Annotated in this window: 12 protein-coding genes; 8 read left to right on the top strand and 4 right to left on the bottom strand. The window is 74.1% G+C overall.

Annotated elements, in window-relative coordinates:
• Window positions 1–22 precede the first annotated feature (22 nt).
• Window positions 23–3,352 (top strand): hypothetical protein, encoded by a 3,330-nt coding sequence (locus ABKW26_RS01835; RefSeq protein ID WP_348590705.1) that lies wholly within the window; start codon window positions 23–25, stop codon window positions 3,350–3,352.
• Window positions 3,353–3,373: 21 nt separating this feature from the next.
• Here the strand turns inward: ABKW26_RS01835 and ABKW26_RS01840 are convergent, their stop codons facing one another.
• Window positions 3,374–4,495, bottom strand: a complete 1,122-nt coding sequence (locus ABKW26_RS01840) for a hypothetical protein (RefSeq protein WP_348590706.1) — start codon at window positions 4,493–4,495, stop codon at window positions 3,374–3,376.
• Window positions 4,496–4,663: 168 nt separating this feature from the next.
• On the opposite strand from ABKW26_RS01840, the gene ABKW26_RS01845 reads away from it, so the two are divergent.
• From ABKW26_RS01845 to ABKW26_RS01855, 3 genes are all read left to right on the top strand, one after another.
• A complete protein-coding gene (locus tag ABKW26_RS01845; RefSeq protein ID WP_348590707.1) occupies window positions 4,664–8,143 on the top strand; it encodes a LodA/GoxA family CTQ-dependent oxidase in 3,480 nt (1,159 codons plus the stop codon).
• On the top strand, window positions 8,140–9,309 hold the full coding sequence (locus ABKW26_RS01850) for an NAD(P)/FAD-dependent oxidoreductase (protein ID WP_348590709.1): 1,170 nt from the start codon (window positions 8,140–8,142) through the stop codon (window positions 9,307–9,309). Before ABKW26_RS01845 ends, ABKW26_RS01850 begins: the two co-directional genes overlap by 4 nt.
• Window positions 9,310–9,380: 71 nt before the next feature.
• Window positions 9,381–9,626: a hypothetical protein gene (locus ABKW26_RS01855; protein ID WP_348590710.1), complete on the top strand. Its 246-nt coding sequence runs from the start codon at window positions 9,381–9,383 to the stop codon at window positions 9,624–9,626.
• A 15-nt stretch (window positions 9,627–9,641) separates the two neighbouring features.
• Here the strand turns inward: ABKW26_RS01855 and ABKW26_RS01860 are convergent, their stop codons facing one another.
• Window positions 9,642–10,745, bottom strand: coding sequence for a glycosyltransferase (locus ABKW26_RS01860; protein ID WP_348590711.1), 1,104 nt, complete (start codon window positions 10,743–10,745; stop codon window positions 9,642–9,644).
• A gap of 89 nt (window positions 10,746–10,834) precedes the next feature.
• Here ABKW26_RS01860 and ABKW26_RS01865 point away from each other — a divergent pair, with 89 nt between their 5' ends.
• Both ABKW26_RS01865 and ABKW26_RS01870 read left to right on the top strand, forming a co-directional pair.
• Window positions 10,835–12,103: a glycosyltransferase family 4 protein gene (locus ABKW26_RS01865; protein WP_348590712.1), complete on the top strand. Its 1,269-nt coding sequence runs from the start codon at window positions 10,835–10,837 to the stop codon at window positions 12,101–12,103.
• A gap of 97 nt (window positions 12,104–12,200) precedes the next feature.
• Window positions 12,201–13,109: an SDR family oxidoreductase gene (locus ABKW26_RS01870; RefSeq protein ID WP_348590713.1), complete on the top strand. Its 909-nt coding sequence runs from the start codon at window positions 12,201–12,203 to the stop codon at window positions 13,107–13,109.
• Here ABKW26_RS01870 and ABKW26_RS01875 read toward each other — a convergent pair.
• On the bottom strand, window positions 13,103–14,521 hold the full coding sequence (locus ABKW26_RS01875) for a PLP-dependent aminotransferase family protein (protein ID WP_348590714.1): 1,419 nt from the start codon (window positions 14,519–14,521) through the stop codon (window positions 13,103–13,105). The genes ABKW26_RS01870 and ABKW26_RS01875 overlap by 7 nt on opposite strands.
• Window positions 14,522–14,581: 60 nt before the next feature.
• Here ABKW26_RS01875 and ABKW26_RS01880 point away from each other — a divergent pair, with 60 nt between their 5' ends.
• Window positions 14,582–15,283: a hypothetical protein gene (locus ABKW26_RS01880; protein WP_348590715.1), complete on the top strand. Its 702-nt coding sequence runs from the start codon at window positions 14,582–14,584 to the stop codon at window positions 15,281–15,283.
• The gene (locus ABKW26_RS01885; RefSeq protein WP_348590716.1) at window positions 15,280–16,023 is read left to right on the top strand and encodes a hypothetical protein; all 744 of its coding nucleotides are present in this window, start codon (window positions 15,280–15,282) and stop codon (window positions 16,021–16,023) included. The genes ABKW26_RS01880 and ABKW26_RS01885 overlap by 4 nt, the downstream gene beginning before the upstream one ends.
• Here the strand turns inward: ABKW26_RS01885 and lhgO are convergent.
• Window positions 15,940–17,160 carry an L-2-hydroxyglutarate oxidase gene (gene lhgO, locus ABKW26_RS01890; RefSeq protein ID WP_348590717.1) on the bottom strand — a complete coding sequence of 407 codons (1,221 nt, stop codon included), beginning with the start codon at window positions 17,158–17,160 and terminating at the stop codon, window positions 15,940–15,942. The two genes, ABKW26_RS01885 and lhgO, sit on opposite strands and share 84 nt — an antisense overlap.
• Window positions 17,161–17,216 lie beyond the last annotated feature (56 nt).

Raw genomic sequence — 17,216 nt, forward strand, 5'->3', positions numbered from 1 at the left:
ACGGTCGGGAAGGGGGACCGGGGTGAAAGTCGGTGTGACCCTGCGTGCGGCGAGCGACGACGACCGTCCGAGGCCGCCGGTGCGACGACGTGTGCTCGCGGTCGTGGCGGTCGGTGCGGTCCTCGTGGGTGCCGGAGTCTTCGCGGCCCTGCGTCCCACGTCCCCTGACGACACGGGACCGGCCGCGGTCGCGCTCACGACCACCGGCGTCGACGCCTCGGGTGCGGCTCCCGTGTGCGGGATCCCGGACGTCGCGCAGGTGACGGACGACGGCCTACCCCCGGTGGAGCCCGATCTCCTCGTCGGCGACGTGGCCACCGTCCCCGGCGGTCGCGTGCTCGACATCGAGGTGAGAGGCGACGTCGCCTCCGTCCTCGAGTGGGACGAGGCGACCACGTACACCGTGAGCCGCTACGACGTCACGGACGGGCGGCTCCTCGGCGGCTTCGACATCGCGCTCGCGTCGACCGACGACACGGAGCTCTTCAGTACCGAGCAGATGGTCGTGGACCCCGAGGGTGCCGTCTACCTCCTCGACACCCTCGACGGGCGACGCGACGTCCTCAAGCACACCGCCGACGGCACCCTCGCGTGGCGCCGGACGATCGAGCCGGGACCGGAGACGGACGGCTCGGTCCTCAGCCTCTTCGGTCTTGCCCTCTTCCCGGCCGGTGCCCACGGCGAGACCGCGACCGTCGGCGTCCACGAGGGCTCCCTCATGCACCTGCTCACGACGGACGGCGACGACGCCGGCACGGTCGACGGGTTCCCCGGCACGGTCGTCGGCCAGGACGAGGACGGGACCGTGGTCACCCTCGAGGCCGATGCGGAGGCGGCGTCGTCGTACCTCTCGGTCGTCGACCCCGCTGGGACGCAGGTGGCGCGCCTCGGCGCACGCTGGGACCCGGACGCTCCCGACGCGGTCCTCACGACGTACCGGCTCGGTCGCGTCGAGGGGGCGGACGCCGGACCGGACGGGACGGGGACGCTCGTCACGGAGAACGGTCGCGGCATCGAGTGGTTCGCCCCGGACGGGGTGCGTACGGGGTACTGGCCGGACCGCTCGACGAGCGAGGAGCAGTCGTACGAGCTCGCCGAGGGCAGTCCCCTCGTGCTGCGCGGCGGCACGTACTACTTCTTCGTCCGTGGGGAGAACCGGGAGGACGGCAGCGCCGCCGTCGCGCTCGCGACGCTCGGGACGGACACGATGGCCCAGGCGCTGTCGTCGCCCGTGAAGTACAACGAAGGCTCGGCACCCCAGCTCGCCGTCGTGGGAGCCGGCGCGGGTCTGGTGACCGACCGCGTGTACGGGTACTTCGCCGACGGGGAGGAGCCCGCGGTCTCGCTCCGGCTCGACGACGCCTGGGCGGGGGCCGACGAGCGCTACGCCGTGCGCTACCAGGTCCGCGGCGACCCGCGCGTGCCGGACCCGGTCGCCACGGCGTGGGTCGACGCGCCCCTGCCGGCGGACGGCGGCGACGTGGCGCTCACGCTGCCGCCCGCTCGCGCCGGGGTCTACGAGGTGGACGCGCGCCTCGTCGAGCTGACGACCGGAGCCGAGGTGGTCGGCACGTGCCTGCGGTACACGGTCGGCCCGCCCGGGCTGACGGCTGACCTCGCCGCACTGCCAGACGGTGCCGACTGGGGCGGCGCCGGCCCGCTGCGTGGGGTCGCGCTCGCGGGCGACTTCACGCTCGGCAGCCACCGGTATCAGATCGACTTCGGGGCGCTCGTCCTCGACCCGGCGGCCGCACCGGGCCCGGACGGCCTCGACTGGGACGCCCTCCCGCTCGACGACCTCGCTGCCGCAGCCGAGCTCGCGTCGCGCACGGACGTGAGCCTCGTCGTCCAGGTGGGCCAGGGCGGCGACGCGGAGCGGTCTGCCGTCGAGGCCGGTACGTGGGAGGGCTGGGCGCGCGAGATCGTCGCCGGGCTCCGCGAGCTGGCCCCCGGGATCGTCTACTACTCACCGTGGAACGAGCCGAACAACACCGGCTTCGACGACGGCGGCGCCTACGTCCGGGAGGTGGAGGCGCCCTTCGCCGCGGGCGCGCGGGCAGCCGACCCTGAGGTCGTCGTCCTCGGGGGGAACACGCTCGGCGTGCCGGTCGAGTGGTGGCGTGCCGCTGTCGAGGCGGGGGCCTGCGCGAGCCTCGACGTCGTCGCCGTGCACCCGTACACCGGCCTCAACCGGTCGTGGGAGGAGGACGGGTGGCTCGAGGACGACAACCTGCTGGCGCAGCTCGCGGAAGTCGTCGCCGCGTGCGGCGAGGACGTGCCGGTGTGGGACACGGAGTCCGGCTGGTGGTCCGACGGCGTGGTCAACTCCTGGGCCCAGGGCTCGGACGTGGCGCGCAAGCTCCTCTGGTACTCCCTCGCGGGTGTCGAGGAGTGGACGTACTTCTTCTCCGAGGGCGGCTTCGGAGAGACGGGGAACTCGTGGTCGCTGCTCCAGCTCGGTCAGCACGCCAAGCCGGGACTCCTCGCGTACGCCACGACGCGCAGCGCACTCGTCGGTCGTGGCGAGCCGGAACAGGTCGACCTCGCCGTGCCGGATGCGTACGCGCTCCGCTGGGCGACCGACCCGGGCGACGGCACCGAGCTGCTCGCCGCCTGGACGAACGACCGGCAGAGCACGGCCGTCCTCTCTGCGGCAGGCACGACTGAGGGGGGCGGCTCGGTCACCGCGACCGACGTCTACGGAGCCGCCCGCACCCTCGACCTCTCGGGCGGCCCCGTGGAGGTCGAGCTGTCGGGCGCACCCCAGCTCTTCACAGCCCCCGTCGGCACGCAGCTGACGCTCGCGCCGGCGGAGGAGTACGGACCGGACGTGCTCGAGGGGGCGGCGGTCACCGCGTCCTCGACGGCGGAGGGGACGTCCGCGTCGACGATCACGGACGGCAGCGCCGACGACGCGGAGCCGTGGCGATCGGGCCCGCTCAGCGAGGACGGCCCCGACGGCGCAGCGGGGTCGGCCGACCTCGCACCGTGGGTCGAGGTCGCCCTCGACGAACCCGTCGTCGTCGACCGCGTCGTCGTGGCGACCGCCGGAATCCGGTGCTGCACCGCGGGGCTGCGGGACTACCGCGTCTCCGTCCTCGTGGACGGCGCATGGACCGAGGTCGCCACCGTCGCCGACCAGCTCCACGAGCGCGCTGTCGAGGTCGGCTTCGAGGCCGTCGAGATCGAGGGCGTCCGCATCGACGTGCCGACGACGACCGAGCGGGGCGTCGAGGTCGCGGCAGCGAACTACTCCGGCGTCGTCGCAGGGATGCACCCGAGCTTCATGGACCTCACGGCCGTCGATCAGGGCGTCGCGGTGAGCGCGATCGAGGCGTACGCGCCGGGCTGAGCGCGTCCTGGCCCCGCGCCCTCAGTTGGGGACCTCGCCGCGCGCGAGGCGCTCGGCCGTGGGCAGCAGCCCCTCGTGGACCCGGTCGAGCACCCACATGACGACGAGGACCACCTCAGCGAGCGAGGCGTCCGGCGTCCAACTCACCCTCCGCGCGCCGGCCCCGGGTCCCGGTGCTCCGGGCACGGGTCGCAGCGTGTGGATGACCACGGGCGCTCGGTCTCCGTCGCGGGTGAGCTCGACGTGGTCGGTGACGACGGGGTCTCCAGGGCGGAACGTCCAGGAGCGTTCGTCCGGGCCGCTGACGCGCCAGAGCCAGCCGTCACCGCTGCGCTCGCGCCCGACGTCGACCGGGCGCCCGCCGACGTCGAGCGGCATCCTGGCGTGGGACCAGGAGAAGCTGCCCGGGCCGTCACCCGTCTGCCGCGTGCCGCGCGCGATCTCGTGCACAGTCGTCCCGTCGCCGGTGACGAGCGAGGCCACGAGCACGCGCTGCTCCCAGCGGAGGGCAACACGATGCTCGCCGACCGTCACGACGCACCGGTGCACGAACGGGGCGTGCGCGGGCAACCCGTGGAACTGCCGGGCCGAGAGCGCGTCGTCGACGTCGGCGTGGTCCTCTCGGCCGAGCGACGCCCACATGTCGATCGGGCTCCCGCCCGGGAGATCGCTGCCCGGGTCTCGGTCGGCCGACCAGGGAAGCTCGAGGTCGCGCAGCGGGGCGAGGACCGTGTCGAGGGCGGCGCTCAGCTCGGAGGCGTTCCTGGTCTGCACGAGCACGGCGCCGCCGTCGCGTCGGACCAGCGTGAGCACCCCCGTCCCGAGGGGTCCGTCGGCATCGGCGCCGAGGATCGGGCCATCGACGAGGATGCCCGGTGGACAGACTCCCCACGGGTGCAGCTCGGAGACGGGCACCCGAGTACGCCCGACGTCCAGGGAGTCGTCCGTGAGCCGGATGGTGGACAGCCGACCGTCGCGCCACATCATCGCTCCGGCGACGACGGTGAGAAGGCCCACCATGACGGTCGCCGTCACGAGAGCGTCGTCGTCCGTGGACACCATGGCGGCCCAGAAGACCGTGCTGGTGGCGAGCAGGAGGAGCCATGCGCCCGGACGGGGAGACCGTTCGACGTACCGAGACATGCTCACATCGTAGAGATGTCCGGATGGTCCGCTGCGCTGGACGGGCCCTGAGGTGAGCGGTGGGTGAGCGGCCGGGTGAACAGACATCTCACACCAATCGCCCATTGTGCCCGCGTCGCGCGGGGCAAACACTGGCAGGAAGGTCTTCTTCCTCCCAGGCGGTGCACCATGGCCACGACGTACAGGATCCACCCCGCGATCGGCATCGCGAGAGTCGGCGACAGCCCGGACGAGTTCTTCGTCGGTCCGGAGATCCCGGGGGAGCGGCCCGCCCCGCCAGGCGGGTTCAAGGACGCGGACTGCAGGGTCAAGCGCCAGGCCGCACGCTTCCGGATTTTCGCCCATCATGACGACGCGAGCGTCGAGGAGATCACCGACGCCGACGCCGAGATCAGCTGGACCGTCCACCTCGCCAACGCGAAGGCGCCGTTCGGCAGCCGCAACGGTGCGTCGCCCGACGTCGGTGCCCTGACGATCGACCCGGGCCCCCGCACCGCGACAGGCCCGGACCAGCGCCACCTGTTCGACACCGGAACCATCACCTTCAGCGGTGCAGGCGCCGTGACGGTCCCGCTCGGCGAGATCCGCACGGACGACGAGAACCACCTGCTCGTCCTCGGCGGCCACGGCACGTCGGCGTCACCGGTCGGCAACGGGATCGTCGGCTTCTGGGGCAACGCGGGCTGGTACGACGACGTCTCGGACGGGCCGGTGACCGCGACGATCACGCTGCGGGGCTCCGGCACGTCTCCGGCGGTCGAGCCCGCGTGGGTGATCGTCGCGCCACCGAAGTTCGCCCCCCACCAGGACACCGTGACGACCCTCTACGACCGGCTTGAGCACCGGATGGTCGAGCTCGGGCTCCTGCCTGCACCGGCCACGACGTCCTACACGCACGACGTGCACCCGATCCTCCAGCGGGCACGGGACATGCGGTGGGTCGAGGGGATCCTCGGTGCGCACTCGTGGCCGGAACCGGTCACTGACCAGCCGACGATCGACGCGATCATGCTGAGGATGAGCGCGCCGGGCGGATCGTCCCCCGACATGCCGCGCCTCTCCGGCAGCGACGCCGCCCTGACCGTCACGCAGCACGGCCACCTCGAGCGCTGGCAGGCAGGCACCTACGCGTCGGACTGGGCGGGGCCGCCGACCCCGTCGGGGACGATCACGCCGGACGGGCTTGACCGGGCGGCCCTCGAGGCGTGCGTCGGCGGTGCGTTCTACCCCGGGATCGAGGCGGGTGGCCTGAGCGCCGGGTCGCGGCCCATCCTCGAGAGCACGTACGCCGCGCCGTTCCGTCTCGACCACGCTGCTCTCGACCCCGGTGGGATCAGCGCGTCGATGGCTCTGCCGTGGCAGGCGGACTTCCAGGCGTGCGGTGACAACTGGTGGCCGGTCCCGCGCCCCAACGACGTCTTCCCGCAGGGCTCGGCGACGGCGGTGCGGTGGTCGCGCGGTGTGGCGAGCATGGACGAGATGGTCGACAAGTGGACGGGGCTCGGCTTCGTGGTGCAGCAGGGCAGCGAGAAGGTCGAGGTCCAGCACTGCGCCGAGACGTCCATCCTCCTGCTCACCCCGCACCTCGACTTCGTCGACGTGCCGCAGGGGCCGATGGCGATGGTGCGCGAGGTGCCGCTCGCGATCGCGTTCGAGGTCATGTCCACGGGCGCTGCGGTCACCCTCGAGCTCGCACCGGGCGGCGGGCCGAGCCACCCGCAGCTCGTCGCCGTCACGACGTCCGACACCGTGGGACCGACCACCGGTAGCGGCGTCGCGACCGCTCGACTGTGGATCGTCTTCCGGACAGGCGCCGCCGGGGACGCGATCCCCACCCAGACCGTCACCGTGCGCAACGCCGGGGACCACGCACAGACGTGGCAGGTGACGATCGACGGGAACACCGTGCCGCGCCGGACCACGGCGACGTCCCTCGTGCTCGACCGCTCGGGGAGCATGAGCGAGGACCGGGGCGACGGCCAGACCAAGCACGTCGCGCTCCAGCAGTCCGCCGGCGTGCTCGTCGACCTCCTGCTCTCCGGCGACGGCGTCGGGGTGGTCCGGTACAACGAGGACGCGCAGCCGCTCCAGGCCGTCCTGCAGCTCGGCGACGGCGGGCTCTCGGACGTCAACCGCACGGCGACGCAGGACGTCATCGACGGCACCGGGCTCGACCCGCAGGGCGCCACGTCCATCGGCGACGGCATCTTCGAGGGTCGGGCGCAGCTCGACGCCACGGCAGGGGCGTACGACGGCACGGCTCTGCTCGTGCTCACCGACGGCGTCGAGAACTCTCCGCGCTGGATCGCCGACGTCGCGGGCCAGATCGACGCCACGACGTACGCCGTCGGGTTCGGGACCGCCCAGAACACGAGCGCGCCCGCGCTCCAGGCGCTCTCGGGGAACACGGGCGGCTTCCTCCTCGTCACCGGATCGATCACGGGGGACAACCGCTTCCTCCTCCAGAAGTACTTCCTCCAGATCCTCGCGGGCATCTCCGCCGCGGAGGTTGTCCTCGACCCGGGCGGCGTGCTCAGCCCGGGGGAGGTGCACCGGATCCCGTTCACGGTGAGCGACGCGGACTCGGGCGTCGAGGTCGTCCTCCTCACCCCGCGCCCGGAGGCCGTGGACTTCCGGCTCCAGACCCCGAACGGCCTGCTCCTCGAGCCGTGGCGGGCACGCTCCGAGCCGGCGATGCGCTTCGAGACCGGCGACGGGATGAGTTACTACCGGCTTGCGCTGCCCACCCAGCTCGTCCCAGGGCGCTTCGACCAAGCCGGCACGTGGCACGTGGTCATGACCATCGGCAAGCCCCGGAACGAACCGACCAGACCGGTGGGCCGCCAGGAGGACCCGGCGGAGTCCGAGCGCGCGGGCACCGACGTGAGCATCCTGCAGCCGCACCCGCCCGTCGGGCGCGGGCGAGGAGGCGACGACCCGACGCACCGCCGGCGCCTGCTCGAGCACGAGCGGGCCTTCGCGCTCGCGCAGGACGCCGCCGTCGTCCGCGCGACCGGACCGGTGGCGGGATCGGCGGCCGGGACGCCGGACACGTCCGTCCGCCCGCGGCTGCCGTACAGCGTCGTCGTCCACGCCTACTCCTCCGTGTCGTTGCGCGCGGAGGTCGAGCAGAGCGGCTTCGACCCCGGCGCCACGGTCTCCGTCCTGGCCACCGTCACCCAGTCGGGGCTGCCTGCCACCGACGCCGCCGCCGTGTGGGCCGAGGTCACGCGCCCGGGCGGCGACGCCGTCGAGCTCGTCCTCGAGCGCACCGGTCCGGGGGCGTACGAGGCGACGTTCGTCGCACGCCGCCCCGGGGTGCACCGGATCCGCGTCCGGGCCCGCGGCCGCACCCGCAAGGGGCTGCCGTGGACGCGCGAGCGCACGCTCACCGCAGCCGTGTGGCGCGGTGGGGACAAGGACGCGGCGACGCCTCCCGGCAGCGGCCCGGGCCACAGCGGTGGCCACGACGGGCACGGTGGTCCGGGGAGCGACGACGCGCTGTGCCGCGTCGTGGCGTGCCTGCTCGACGGCGTCGGCGACGGACGGCTCGCCAAGGAGCTCACAGAGCTCGGGGTCGACCTCGACCACATCCGCAGGTGTGTCCGTCAGGGGTGCCGCGGCTGCCACGAGGACGATCCGCGGTGACACGACGGGACGCCCCGGACGGGGAGAGACCACCCTCGTCCGGGGCTCGGCGCGTGCACGACGTCGTCGTCGTCGGAGCAGGACCCGCCGGCTCCGCCACGGCGCTGCGGCTCGCTCGCGCCGGCCTCGACGTCGCCCTCGTCGAGCGCGGGACATTCGCGGACTCCCGTGTGGGAGAGTCCCTCGCGCCGGCCGTCCAGCCGCTCCTGCGGGACCTCGGCCTGTGGGACGCGTTCCTGGCCCTCGGCCCCCTGCCGTCCTGGGGCACGCGCAGCACCTGGGGCGACGACGTCCCGACCGCGCACTCGCACGTCGTCGGTCCGTACGGGCGCGGGTGGCACGTGGACCGGCGGGCGGTCGACGCGATGCTCGCGGAGTCTGCACGACGCGCCGGGACCGACCTGCGCGCCGGACTCCTCGTGACCCGGTGCGAGCGGTCGGACGACCGGTGGGTCGTGCAGACCGCAGTCCCGCGCTCGCACGGCCCCGGCCCGACGCTCCACGCCCGCGTCGTGGTCGACGCGACAGGACGCAGCGCGCACGTCGGGCGGATGCTCGGCGCACGACGCGTGATCCTCGACCGGCTCGTGGCGCTCGCGGTCGCCGTCGAGGTGCCCGGCGACCCGCCGGGACACCTCCTCGTCGAGACGTCGCCCGACGGATGGTGGTACTCGGCCCCGGTCCCGTCCGGGCAGACCGTGACGATGCTCATGACCGACGCCGACCTCTCTCGCGCGGACCGGCTGGCGAGCACCGACGTGTGGTGGGCACGGCTCGACGGCACCGCAGCGACGTCGGCCCGGCTCGCGGGCACCCGCACGCGCTCGCGGCCCCAGCCGTGGCCGGCGGCGAGCCACCGTCTCCTCCGGCGCGACGCCCTGCCGTGGCTCTCCGTGGGTGATGCCGCCCTGGCTGTGGACCCGGTCTCGGGCAGCGGCGTCCTCCGGGCGCTGCGGACCGCTGCGGCAGCGGCCGACGCGGTCGAGACCTGGTTCGCCGCCGGCGGGCCCGGGCCCGACGGTCGACCGGACCCCGCGTCCCCGCTCGAACGCTATGAGGACGCCCGAGACGTCGAGTGCAGCGACTACCTCGTCGAGCGCGCTCACTACTACGCCGCAGAGGACCGGTGGTCGACACCGTTCTGGCGCCGCCGCAAGGTGCTCTGAGCGCGCCGCTCCGCTCGGCTCGCGGGATCTGCCCCAGGACGTAGTGTCGTCCCACCCGACCTGGAGCCGTCATGACCGAGAACCACACCGCCACCGCTGTCCTCGTCGGTGCTGTCCTCTTCCTCGTGGTCGGTGTCGTCCAGCTGGTCCGCGGACTCGTGCTCGTCCGGCGGTCGCGACGGCCTGGTGCTCTGGACATGCTCGACGCGCACCCCGTCCGGGACCGGGCCCGCGGGGTCTCGGCCTTCCGCGCGAGCGCCGTCTGCTTCACGGCGGCACTCGTCGCGTCCGTCCTCGTCGACGTGAGCGTGCGCTGACGCCGCCCCTGTCGCTCAGCGCACGGAGCGCCAGATCCGTGCGTGCTCGAGGGCGCTGCGCTCCCACGTGAACTCCGCGGCGCGCAGGCGGGCGGCCTCGACCATGAGCGCGATCTGCGGGTCGCCGCTCGTCGCCCAGACGACGCCCTCGGCGATGTCGGCAGGAGTGGGCTCCACGAGGATCCCCGCGTGGCCGACCACCTCGGGCAGCGAGCTCGTCGCCGCGGCGACGACGGGTGTGCGCGCGGCCATCGCCTCGAGCGCGGGGAGCCCGAAGCCCTCGTAGAGCGACGGGACCACGACGACGCTCGCGCCGGCGACGAGACCGGGTACCGACGCGGCGGGGATCCGCCCGACGAGGAGAGTCCCCGGGAGGCGCGCGAACAGCCGGGTCCGCTCCGGGTTCTCCGGGCCGGAGAGCACGAGCGTGAGCTCGGGACGGGCCGACCGGATCGCCGGCCACGCCTCGGCGAGCGCGGCGAGGTTCTTGCGCCGGGACGCCCCGCCCGCGTGGAGCGCGTACGGCCCCCGCACGCCGAGCGAGGCGGCATAGGCCGACGGCACACGGTCGGCGTCGAAGAACTGCCGGTCCACCCCGTTGTACACGACGTGGGGGTCGTCGATGCCGAGCAGGTCGACAGCCTCCTGCGCGCTGAACCGCGACACGCAGATGACGGCGGCCGCGCGCCGGGCCTCCTCGGCGGCGGCCCGCACGGGCGCGGACTCGTCCTGGAAGCGCCACGCGACGACGTCGTGGATGGTCAGCACCTCACGGCCCGGCGCGGGCGGCAGCGCGAGGTCCATGCGGTGCACGACCGCGTCGCGGGGGTAGAGGGCCCGGCCGGCGAGGGCGCGCACCCGGGTCGACGCCCTGCCGAGGTAGCCCAGCGGCAGGCGGGCGGTCCCGGCGAGCGGCGAGCGGACGGAGCGCACGACGGTCCGGTCGACCCGCCACGGGGCACCTGCAGGAGGACTCTCCGCGGCAGCCGCTGCGAGGGACTCCTCGGCGCGAGAGGCGATCTCCTCCTGGTAGACCTGCGCACCCATGGGGGTGTCCACGGCGACGGTCGCGAGCACGAGGTGGCCCCGCTGCGTGGGGGACGACGGTGTGGGTGGCACGGGACCGCCAGTTCTCGGGGGCTGACCTCTCGGGTGGTGGCGAGCGGCCGGGGCTCGGTACGTCGACGTGACGCACCGACTGTGCAAGCATGCCCATCATGCCGGAGTCGGCGCGCCCGGTCCTGGACGGGACGGGCGTCACACAGGTGAGGGTCGGGGTGATTCGCGTGCGCGTGGTCCTCGTGTCCAGCTCCTACGACCCGTACCCGGGTGGTGTGGAGGAGCACACCCGGCGGGTCGCCCGCGTCCTCGCCCGGCGCGGTCATGCGGTCGAGGTGTGGACGGTCGACCGCGGCGAGCACCTGGGGGTGCGGACGGTCGACGGCATCACGGTGCGCTACCTCCCGACGCCGCTCCCCGCACGGTCGGTCCGCGACGTGCTCGCGTTCGCGGCGCGCCTGCCGCACGCCACGTGGCACTGGGTCGGGGCGTTGCGCGCGTTCCGTCGTGCAGCGGGTGGCGCACCCGGCATCCTCCATGTCCAGTGCTTCGGGCCGAACGGGGTGTACGCCCTCGCGCTGCACCGCCTCGCCCGCGTTCCCCTCGTCGTCAGCTCGCACGGTGAGACGTTCGCCGACGACCACTCCGTCTTCGACGCCTCACGGCTCGTGCCCTGGGCGCTCGGCTCGACGCTGCCGCGGGCGCTCGCGGTGACAGGCTGCTCGCGCATGGTCGTCGACGACCTGGAGCGACGGTTCCCCCGGTGGGACGCGCGCACGGCGACGACGGTGCCGAACGGCGTCGACCTCGTCGAGGACGGGGTGCCGGCCACGGACTCCGCCGGGCAGGGGCGCCGAGGGGACGACGGCCCGCCGGTGGTGCTCGCCGTCGGCCGGCTCCAGCACGTCAAGGGCTTCGACCTCCTCGTGCGTGCGTTCGCCGCGGCGTCAGACTCCCGCGTCGTGCCTACGGACGCACGGCTGCGCATCGGGGGCGACGGTCCGGAGGAGGCTGCGCTGCGCAGTCTCGCCGTGGACCTGGGACTCGCGGACCGGGTGGACCTGCTGGGCCGGCTCGCCCGGCGTCAGGTCGCAGAGGAGATGGCGCAGGCGACGGTCGTCGTCGTGCCCTCGCGGGCCGAGTCCTTCGGCATCACCGTGCTCGAGGCGTGGCGGGCCGGCGCACCGGTCGTCGCGACCACCCGTGGCGGCCCTCCGGAGTTCGTCACCGACGGCGAGACGGGCCTGCTCGTCGACCCGACGGACACGGGTGCCCTGGCCGGTGCCCTCGAGCGTGCGCTCGGGGACGCGGAGCTGCGCCATCGCCTCGGGAGCGCCGGCCGTGCGCTCGTGGAGAGCACGTACACGTGGGATCGCGTCGTGGACCGCTACGAGGAGCTCTACGCCCGCACCCGGTGACGCCCGACTGCGAAAAGCCGTGGCTCGCACCGCTCGTTCACCGTACGCTCGCGCCGGGCACGACGTCCGTCCTGCCCGCACCGACGAGAGCGAGCCCATGCCCCAGCACCCCACCGCGCCGCACCCCACCGCCTCGCGACCGCTCGCGGGCCGGACCGCCCTCGTCACCGGTGTCTCCCGCCGGCGCGGGATCGGGTATGCGGTCGCCACGCGGCTCGCGGACCTCGGCGCGAACGTCTTCATCCACCACTTCAGCCCGCACGACGCGGACCAGCCCTGGGGCGGTGACGACCTCGACGCCGTGCGTGCCGGTGTCCAGGGGGCGCTCGCCGGCGGCGCGGTCTTCGGTGACCGCAGCGCTGACCTGCGTGACGCGGAGGCCGCTCTCGCGCTCGTCGACGAGGCGCACGCCCTCACGGGCAGCCTCGACATCCTCGTGTGCAACCACGCCCGCAGCGGGGACGACGGCTCGATCCTCGACATGACGGCCGACCGGCTGGACGCGTTCTGGGACGCCAACACGCGCTCGACGCTGCTGCTCACGCAGCGCTTCGCCCAGCTGCGCTCCGGCGCCGTGCCAGGTGCCGAGCCCACGAGGCCGGGCGCCCGCTCCGGCGAGCGCACCCCGGTCGACGAGCGCGATGCAGGCCGAGTCTTCTGGATGACGTCCGGCCAGCAGGACGGCCCCATGCGCGGGGAGGTCGCGTACGTGACGAGCAAGGCCGCGCTCGCGGGCGCGACGGCCACGGTCGCGGCCGAGCTCCTCGAGCTCGGCATCATCCTCAACACGATCAACCCCGGACCGGTGAACACCGGATATCTCGACGCCGAGACGTCCGACCGTGACACCACCGACCTCGCGGCGCTCGCCCGAGCCACGCCCTTCGGGCGCTTCGGTCGGCCCGACGACCCGGCTCGACTCATCGGGTGGCTCGCGACGGACGAGGGCGCGTGGGTCGTCGGCCAGGTCCTCACCACGGACGGCGGGATGCGGCTGTCCTACTGAGCCCCGCTCACCTCGAGGGACGCCCGGGCGACGCGGGCCAGGGCGTCCGCGAGCTCGTCGGGCGGCAGGGTGAACGGGATGCGCACGTGGTGCTCGAGGCCGTGGCCCGTCGCCGAGAAGCTCGACCCGGGGGCGAGGGCCACGCCCTGTCGACCGGCCGCGACGGCGAGCGCGGACGACGTCGGCCCGGGCAGCCGGCACCAGAGGGACAGCCCGCCCGGGGGGACGGGCACCTCCCACCCGGGCATGCTCTCGCGGACGAGCCGCACCGCTGTGTCGCGCGCACCGCGCAGCCGTTCGCGCTTCTCGTCGTCGAGACCGGGACGCTCGTGCAGGAGGGTGGCGAGGGCGAGCTGCTCCAGGACGGGGTCGGCGAGGCTCCCGGACAACCGTGCCCGGGCGAGGTCGGCCACGGTGCGCCGGGGGGCCCGTATCCACCCCAGCCGCAGGCCGCCCCAGTACGTCTTCGCTGCTGAACCGACGAGGATCGCGCCTGCTCCCCGGCCCCCGACGGGTGCGGGCACCGGCGCGTCGCGGTCGAGCCGTGTCTCGACGAGGGTCTCGTCGGCGATCAGCCGGACGCCCAGGCTCCGCGCGCCGTCGACGAGCGCGGTGCGCGCGGCGTCGTCGAGCAGCCGTCCGGTCGGGTTGTGGAAGTCGGCGATGACGAGGATGGCGACGGCACCGGTCGAGCGGGCCGCGTCGAGGAGCGCCGGGACGTCGATCTCCGGGCTGTTCACGGGGACACCCACCAGCCGGGCACCGGCAGTCCGCAGCGCGGTGAACGCGTTGGGGTAGCCCGGTGTCTCGACGACGACGCGGCTCCCGGGGCGCACGAGGTGCTGGGCGAGGAGTCGGATGGCATCGAGCGCGCCGGAGGTCACGAGGACGTTCTCCGGGTCGGTCGCGAGGCCGCGGCGCGTGTAGCGCTCGGCGATCGCCCGGCGCAGGACAGGCAGCCCCCCGGCGACGTAGCCGCTCCCCGCGGTGTACGACGGCAGGGTGTCGAGAGCGGAGCGGAGCGCCTCGAACACCCCGGGGGCCGCCGAGGGAGCGGCTGACGTGAGGTCGAGGGAGCGGTCGGGCTCGTTCCGGGAACTGCTCGCGGGCATCGGTTCGCGGGCGCGGGGGACGTCGTGGACGGGCAGGCGCACGACGCGCCCCGACCCGCGCCGGGACTCGAGGAAGCCGGACTCCGTGAGGTGGCTGAAGGCGCGGACGATGGTGGTCCGGCTCATGCCCGACACGTCGCTCAGCGCTCGTTCGCTCGGCAGCCGCACCCCGGGCAGCACCCGCCCGTCCGCGACGAGGAGAGTGATGCGCTCGCTGAGCCACCGGTACGCCGGGACGCCGGGCTGGGACGGACCGAGCAGCGCACGGAGGGCGTCGGGGGAGATCCGGGGCTCGGTCATGAGCCCACTGTTCCACAAGTGGCTCTTTTTCTGAAGGCCACTGGCGGATACCGTGACGGGATGATCACGGCCACAGCCCAGCCCGCTCAACGTGCACTGCCCGCACGGCCCGCTCTCCAAGACCTCTCGCCGCTCGAGCAGCTCCGCGCCGGCCGGATGACCCGCCGGCTCGTCCAGCTCTTCCTCGGGCTCACCCTCTTCGGAGCGTCCACGGCGATGATGATCCGGAGCGGGCTCGGCCTCAACCCGTGGACCGTCCTCCACGCAGGGCTCGCCCGTCACCTCCCGTGGTCGATCGGCACGGTCGTCATCCTCACCGGCGTCCTCGTCCTCGCCCTGTGGATCCCGCTGCGGCAGGTGCCGGGCGTCGGCACCGTCGCGAACACGCTGTGGCTCGGTGTGGCGCTCGACCTCACGCTCCGGGTGCTCCCACCGGTCGACGGGCTCGCGCTCCAGGCACCCCTGCTCCTGAGCGGGATCGTCCTCAACGGCCTGGCGGGCGCCCTCTACATCGGGTCTCAGCTCGGCGCCGGCCCCCGCGACGGTCTCATGACGGGCCTCGCTCACCGCACGGGTGGGTCGTTGCGGGTCTTCCGCACCGGCATCGAGGTCACGGTGCTCCTGCTCGGCTGGGTCCTGGGCGGGACCGTCGGGGTGGGGACCGTGCTCTTCGCGCTCGCGATCGGCCCCCTCGTGCAGCGGTTCATGCCCTGGTGCGTCGTCGTGCTCGACCAGCCGCTGCGTCCGGCGGTGGACCGATGACCGCGGCGCGCGCCCTGCAGGACCTCTCGCCGCTGGACCAGCTCCGTGCCGGCCGGATGCCACGTCGGCTCGCCCAGCTCTTCGTCGGCCTCACCCTCTACGGGGTGTCCATGGGCATGATGCTCCGGAGCGGGCTCGGCCTCGACCCGTGGGACGTCTTCCACGCGGGTGTCGCTCAGCACGTACCGGTCTCGATGGGCACCGTCGTCATCGTCACGGGCGTCGTCGTGCTCGCCCTGTGGATCCCGTTGCGACAGATGCCCGGGCTCGGCACGGTCGCGAACGCCCTGTGGCTGGGCGTGGCGCTCGACCTGACCCTCGCGGTGCTGCCGCAGGCCGAGGACCTGGCGGTCCAGGTGCCGCTGCTCGTCGGCGGCGTCGTGGCCAACGGTGTTGCCGGGGCGCTCTACATCGGCTCGCAGCTCGGTCCCGGCCCGCGCGACGGGCTGATGACCGGCCTCGCGCGCCGGACCAGCGGGTCGCTCCGCGTCATCCGGACCGCCATCGAGATCACGGTGCTCGCGCTCGGGTGGCTGCTGGGCGGCACCGTGGGCGTCGGGACAGTCCTCTACGCGCTGGCGATCGGGCCGCTCGTCCAGCTCTTCATGCCGTGGTGCGTCGTCGCCGTCGAGCCGCCCGCCCCGCGCGTCCGGCGCTCACGCCGCGGCGCGGGCGGTGACGGAGTCGAGGACGCTGACGACGTGCTCGGCGATCTCGAGGGCAGCAGTCGCGGCCGGTGACGGCGCGTTGATGACGTGGACCTGGCGCGGTCCGGTGGCCACGAGGAAGTCGTCCACGAGCCGGCCGTCCTTGGCGAGCGCCTGCGCCCGGACGCCTGACGGGCTCGGCACGAGGTCGTCGCGCCCGATGCCCGGCACGAGCCGAGCCAGGCTCGACGCGAAGAGCGAGCGGGACATCGAGCGGGCGACCTCCCGTGCCCCGGGCACGACGTTGCGTGCGCCGAGGCGCCACAGCCCGGGCCAGGACAGCGCGCTCGCGACGTCGCGCACGTCGACGTCCCGCCACCGGTAGCCCTCGCGTGCGAGCGCCCACACGGCGTTCGGGCCCGCGTGGACGCCGCCGTGCACCATCGTCGTGAGGTGCACCCCGAGGAACGGGAAGCGCGGGTCGGGCACGGGATAGACGAGGCCGTGGACCATGCTCGCCGCCTCCGGCACCAGCTCGAAGTACTCGCCGCGGAACGGGACGATGCGGGCGCCGGGCTCCACCCCGCAGGCGCGGGCGAGGCGGTCGGCGTGCAGTCCGCCGCACACCACGAGGGCGTCAGCCGCGATCTCCTCGGTGCCGCCGCCGTGCGCGACGGTCACCCGCACGGGCTCCGTCGTCGATGCGGGTGACGACGCGGAGACCAGGGAGCGGCCCAGGAGGACCTCGCCGCCGGCGGCCTCCACGGCCTCCGCCAGCACGCGGCACACCGCCCGGTAGTCGACGATCCCGGTGCTCTCGACGCGCAACGCCGCGACGCACGCGACGTGCGGCTCGATCTCGCGCGCCTCGGCGGCGCTGACGAGGCGTGCCGGGACGCCGTTCGCGGTCGCGCGCTCCGCGAGGACGGTCAGGCGCGGCAGCTCGTCCTCGGTCACGGCGACGACGAGCTTGCCCGTCGTGCGGACCGCGACGCCGTTCTCCTGCGCGAACGCCGTCATCGACGCGGCCCCCGCGGTCCCGAGCGTCGCCTTGAGGCTGCCGGGCGGGTAGTAGAGGCCGGAGTGGATCACCCCGGAGTTGCGGCCCGTCTGGTGCGCCGCGAGCACGGGTTCCTTCTCCAGCACGGTCACCCGGTCCCCGCGCGCGGCCAGCCGCGCAGCGGTCGCGAGCCCGACGATCCCTGATCCGACCACCACCACGTGTGCCATGCGATCGAGCGTACTCAGCGGCCGAGCGCTGACCAGGGCGGTCGGGGTGGTTCTCG

This window comes from Sanguibacter sp. 25GB23B1 (genome assembly GCF_040012415.1).
GTDB lineage: Bacteria > Actinomycetota > Actinomycetes > Actinomycetales > Cellulomonadaceae > Sanguibacter.

Bases quoted from the DNA above. Each gene is read 5' to 3' on its own strand.
- ABKW26_RS01885 (WP_348590716.1), top strand. From the start codon at position 15,280: ATGACCGCGGCGCGCGCCCTGCAGGACCTCTCGCCGCTGGACCAGCTC.
- ABKW26_RS01865 (WP_348590712.1), top strand. From the start codon at position 10,835: ATGCCCATCATGCCGGAGTCGGCGCGCCCGGTCCTGGACGGGACGGGC.
- ABKW26_RS01880 (WP_348590715.1), top strand. From the start codon at position 14,582: ATGATCACGGCCACAGCCCAGCCCGCTCAACGTGCACTGCCCGCACGG.
- lhgO (WP_348590717.1), bottom strand. From the start codon at position 17,160: ATGGCACACGTGGTGGTGGTCGGATCAGGGATCGTCGGGCTCGCGACC.
- ABKW26_RS01840 (WP_348590706.1), bottom strand. From the start codon at position 4,495: ATGTCTCGGTACGTCGAACGGTCTCCCCGTCCGGGCGCATGGCTCCTC.
- ABKW26_RS01855 (WP_348590710.1), top strand. From the start codon at position 9,381: ATGACCGAGAACCACACCGCCACCGCTGTCCTCGTCGGTGCTGTCCTC.
- ABKW26_RS01875 (WP_348590714.1), bottom strand. From the start codon at position 14,521: ATGACCGAGCCCCGGATCTCCCCCGACGCCCTCCGTGCGCTGCTCGGT.
- ABKW26_RS01845 (WP_348590707.1), top strand. From the start codon at position 4,664: ATGGCCACGACGTACAGGATCCACCCCGCGATCGGCATCGCGAGAGTC.
- ABKW26_RS01870 (WP_348590713.1), top strand. From the start codon at position 12,201: ATGCCCCAGCACCCCACCGCGCCGCACCCCACCGCCTCGCGACCGCTC.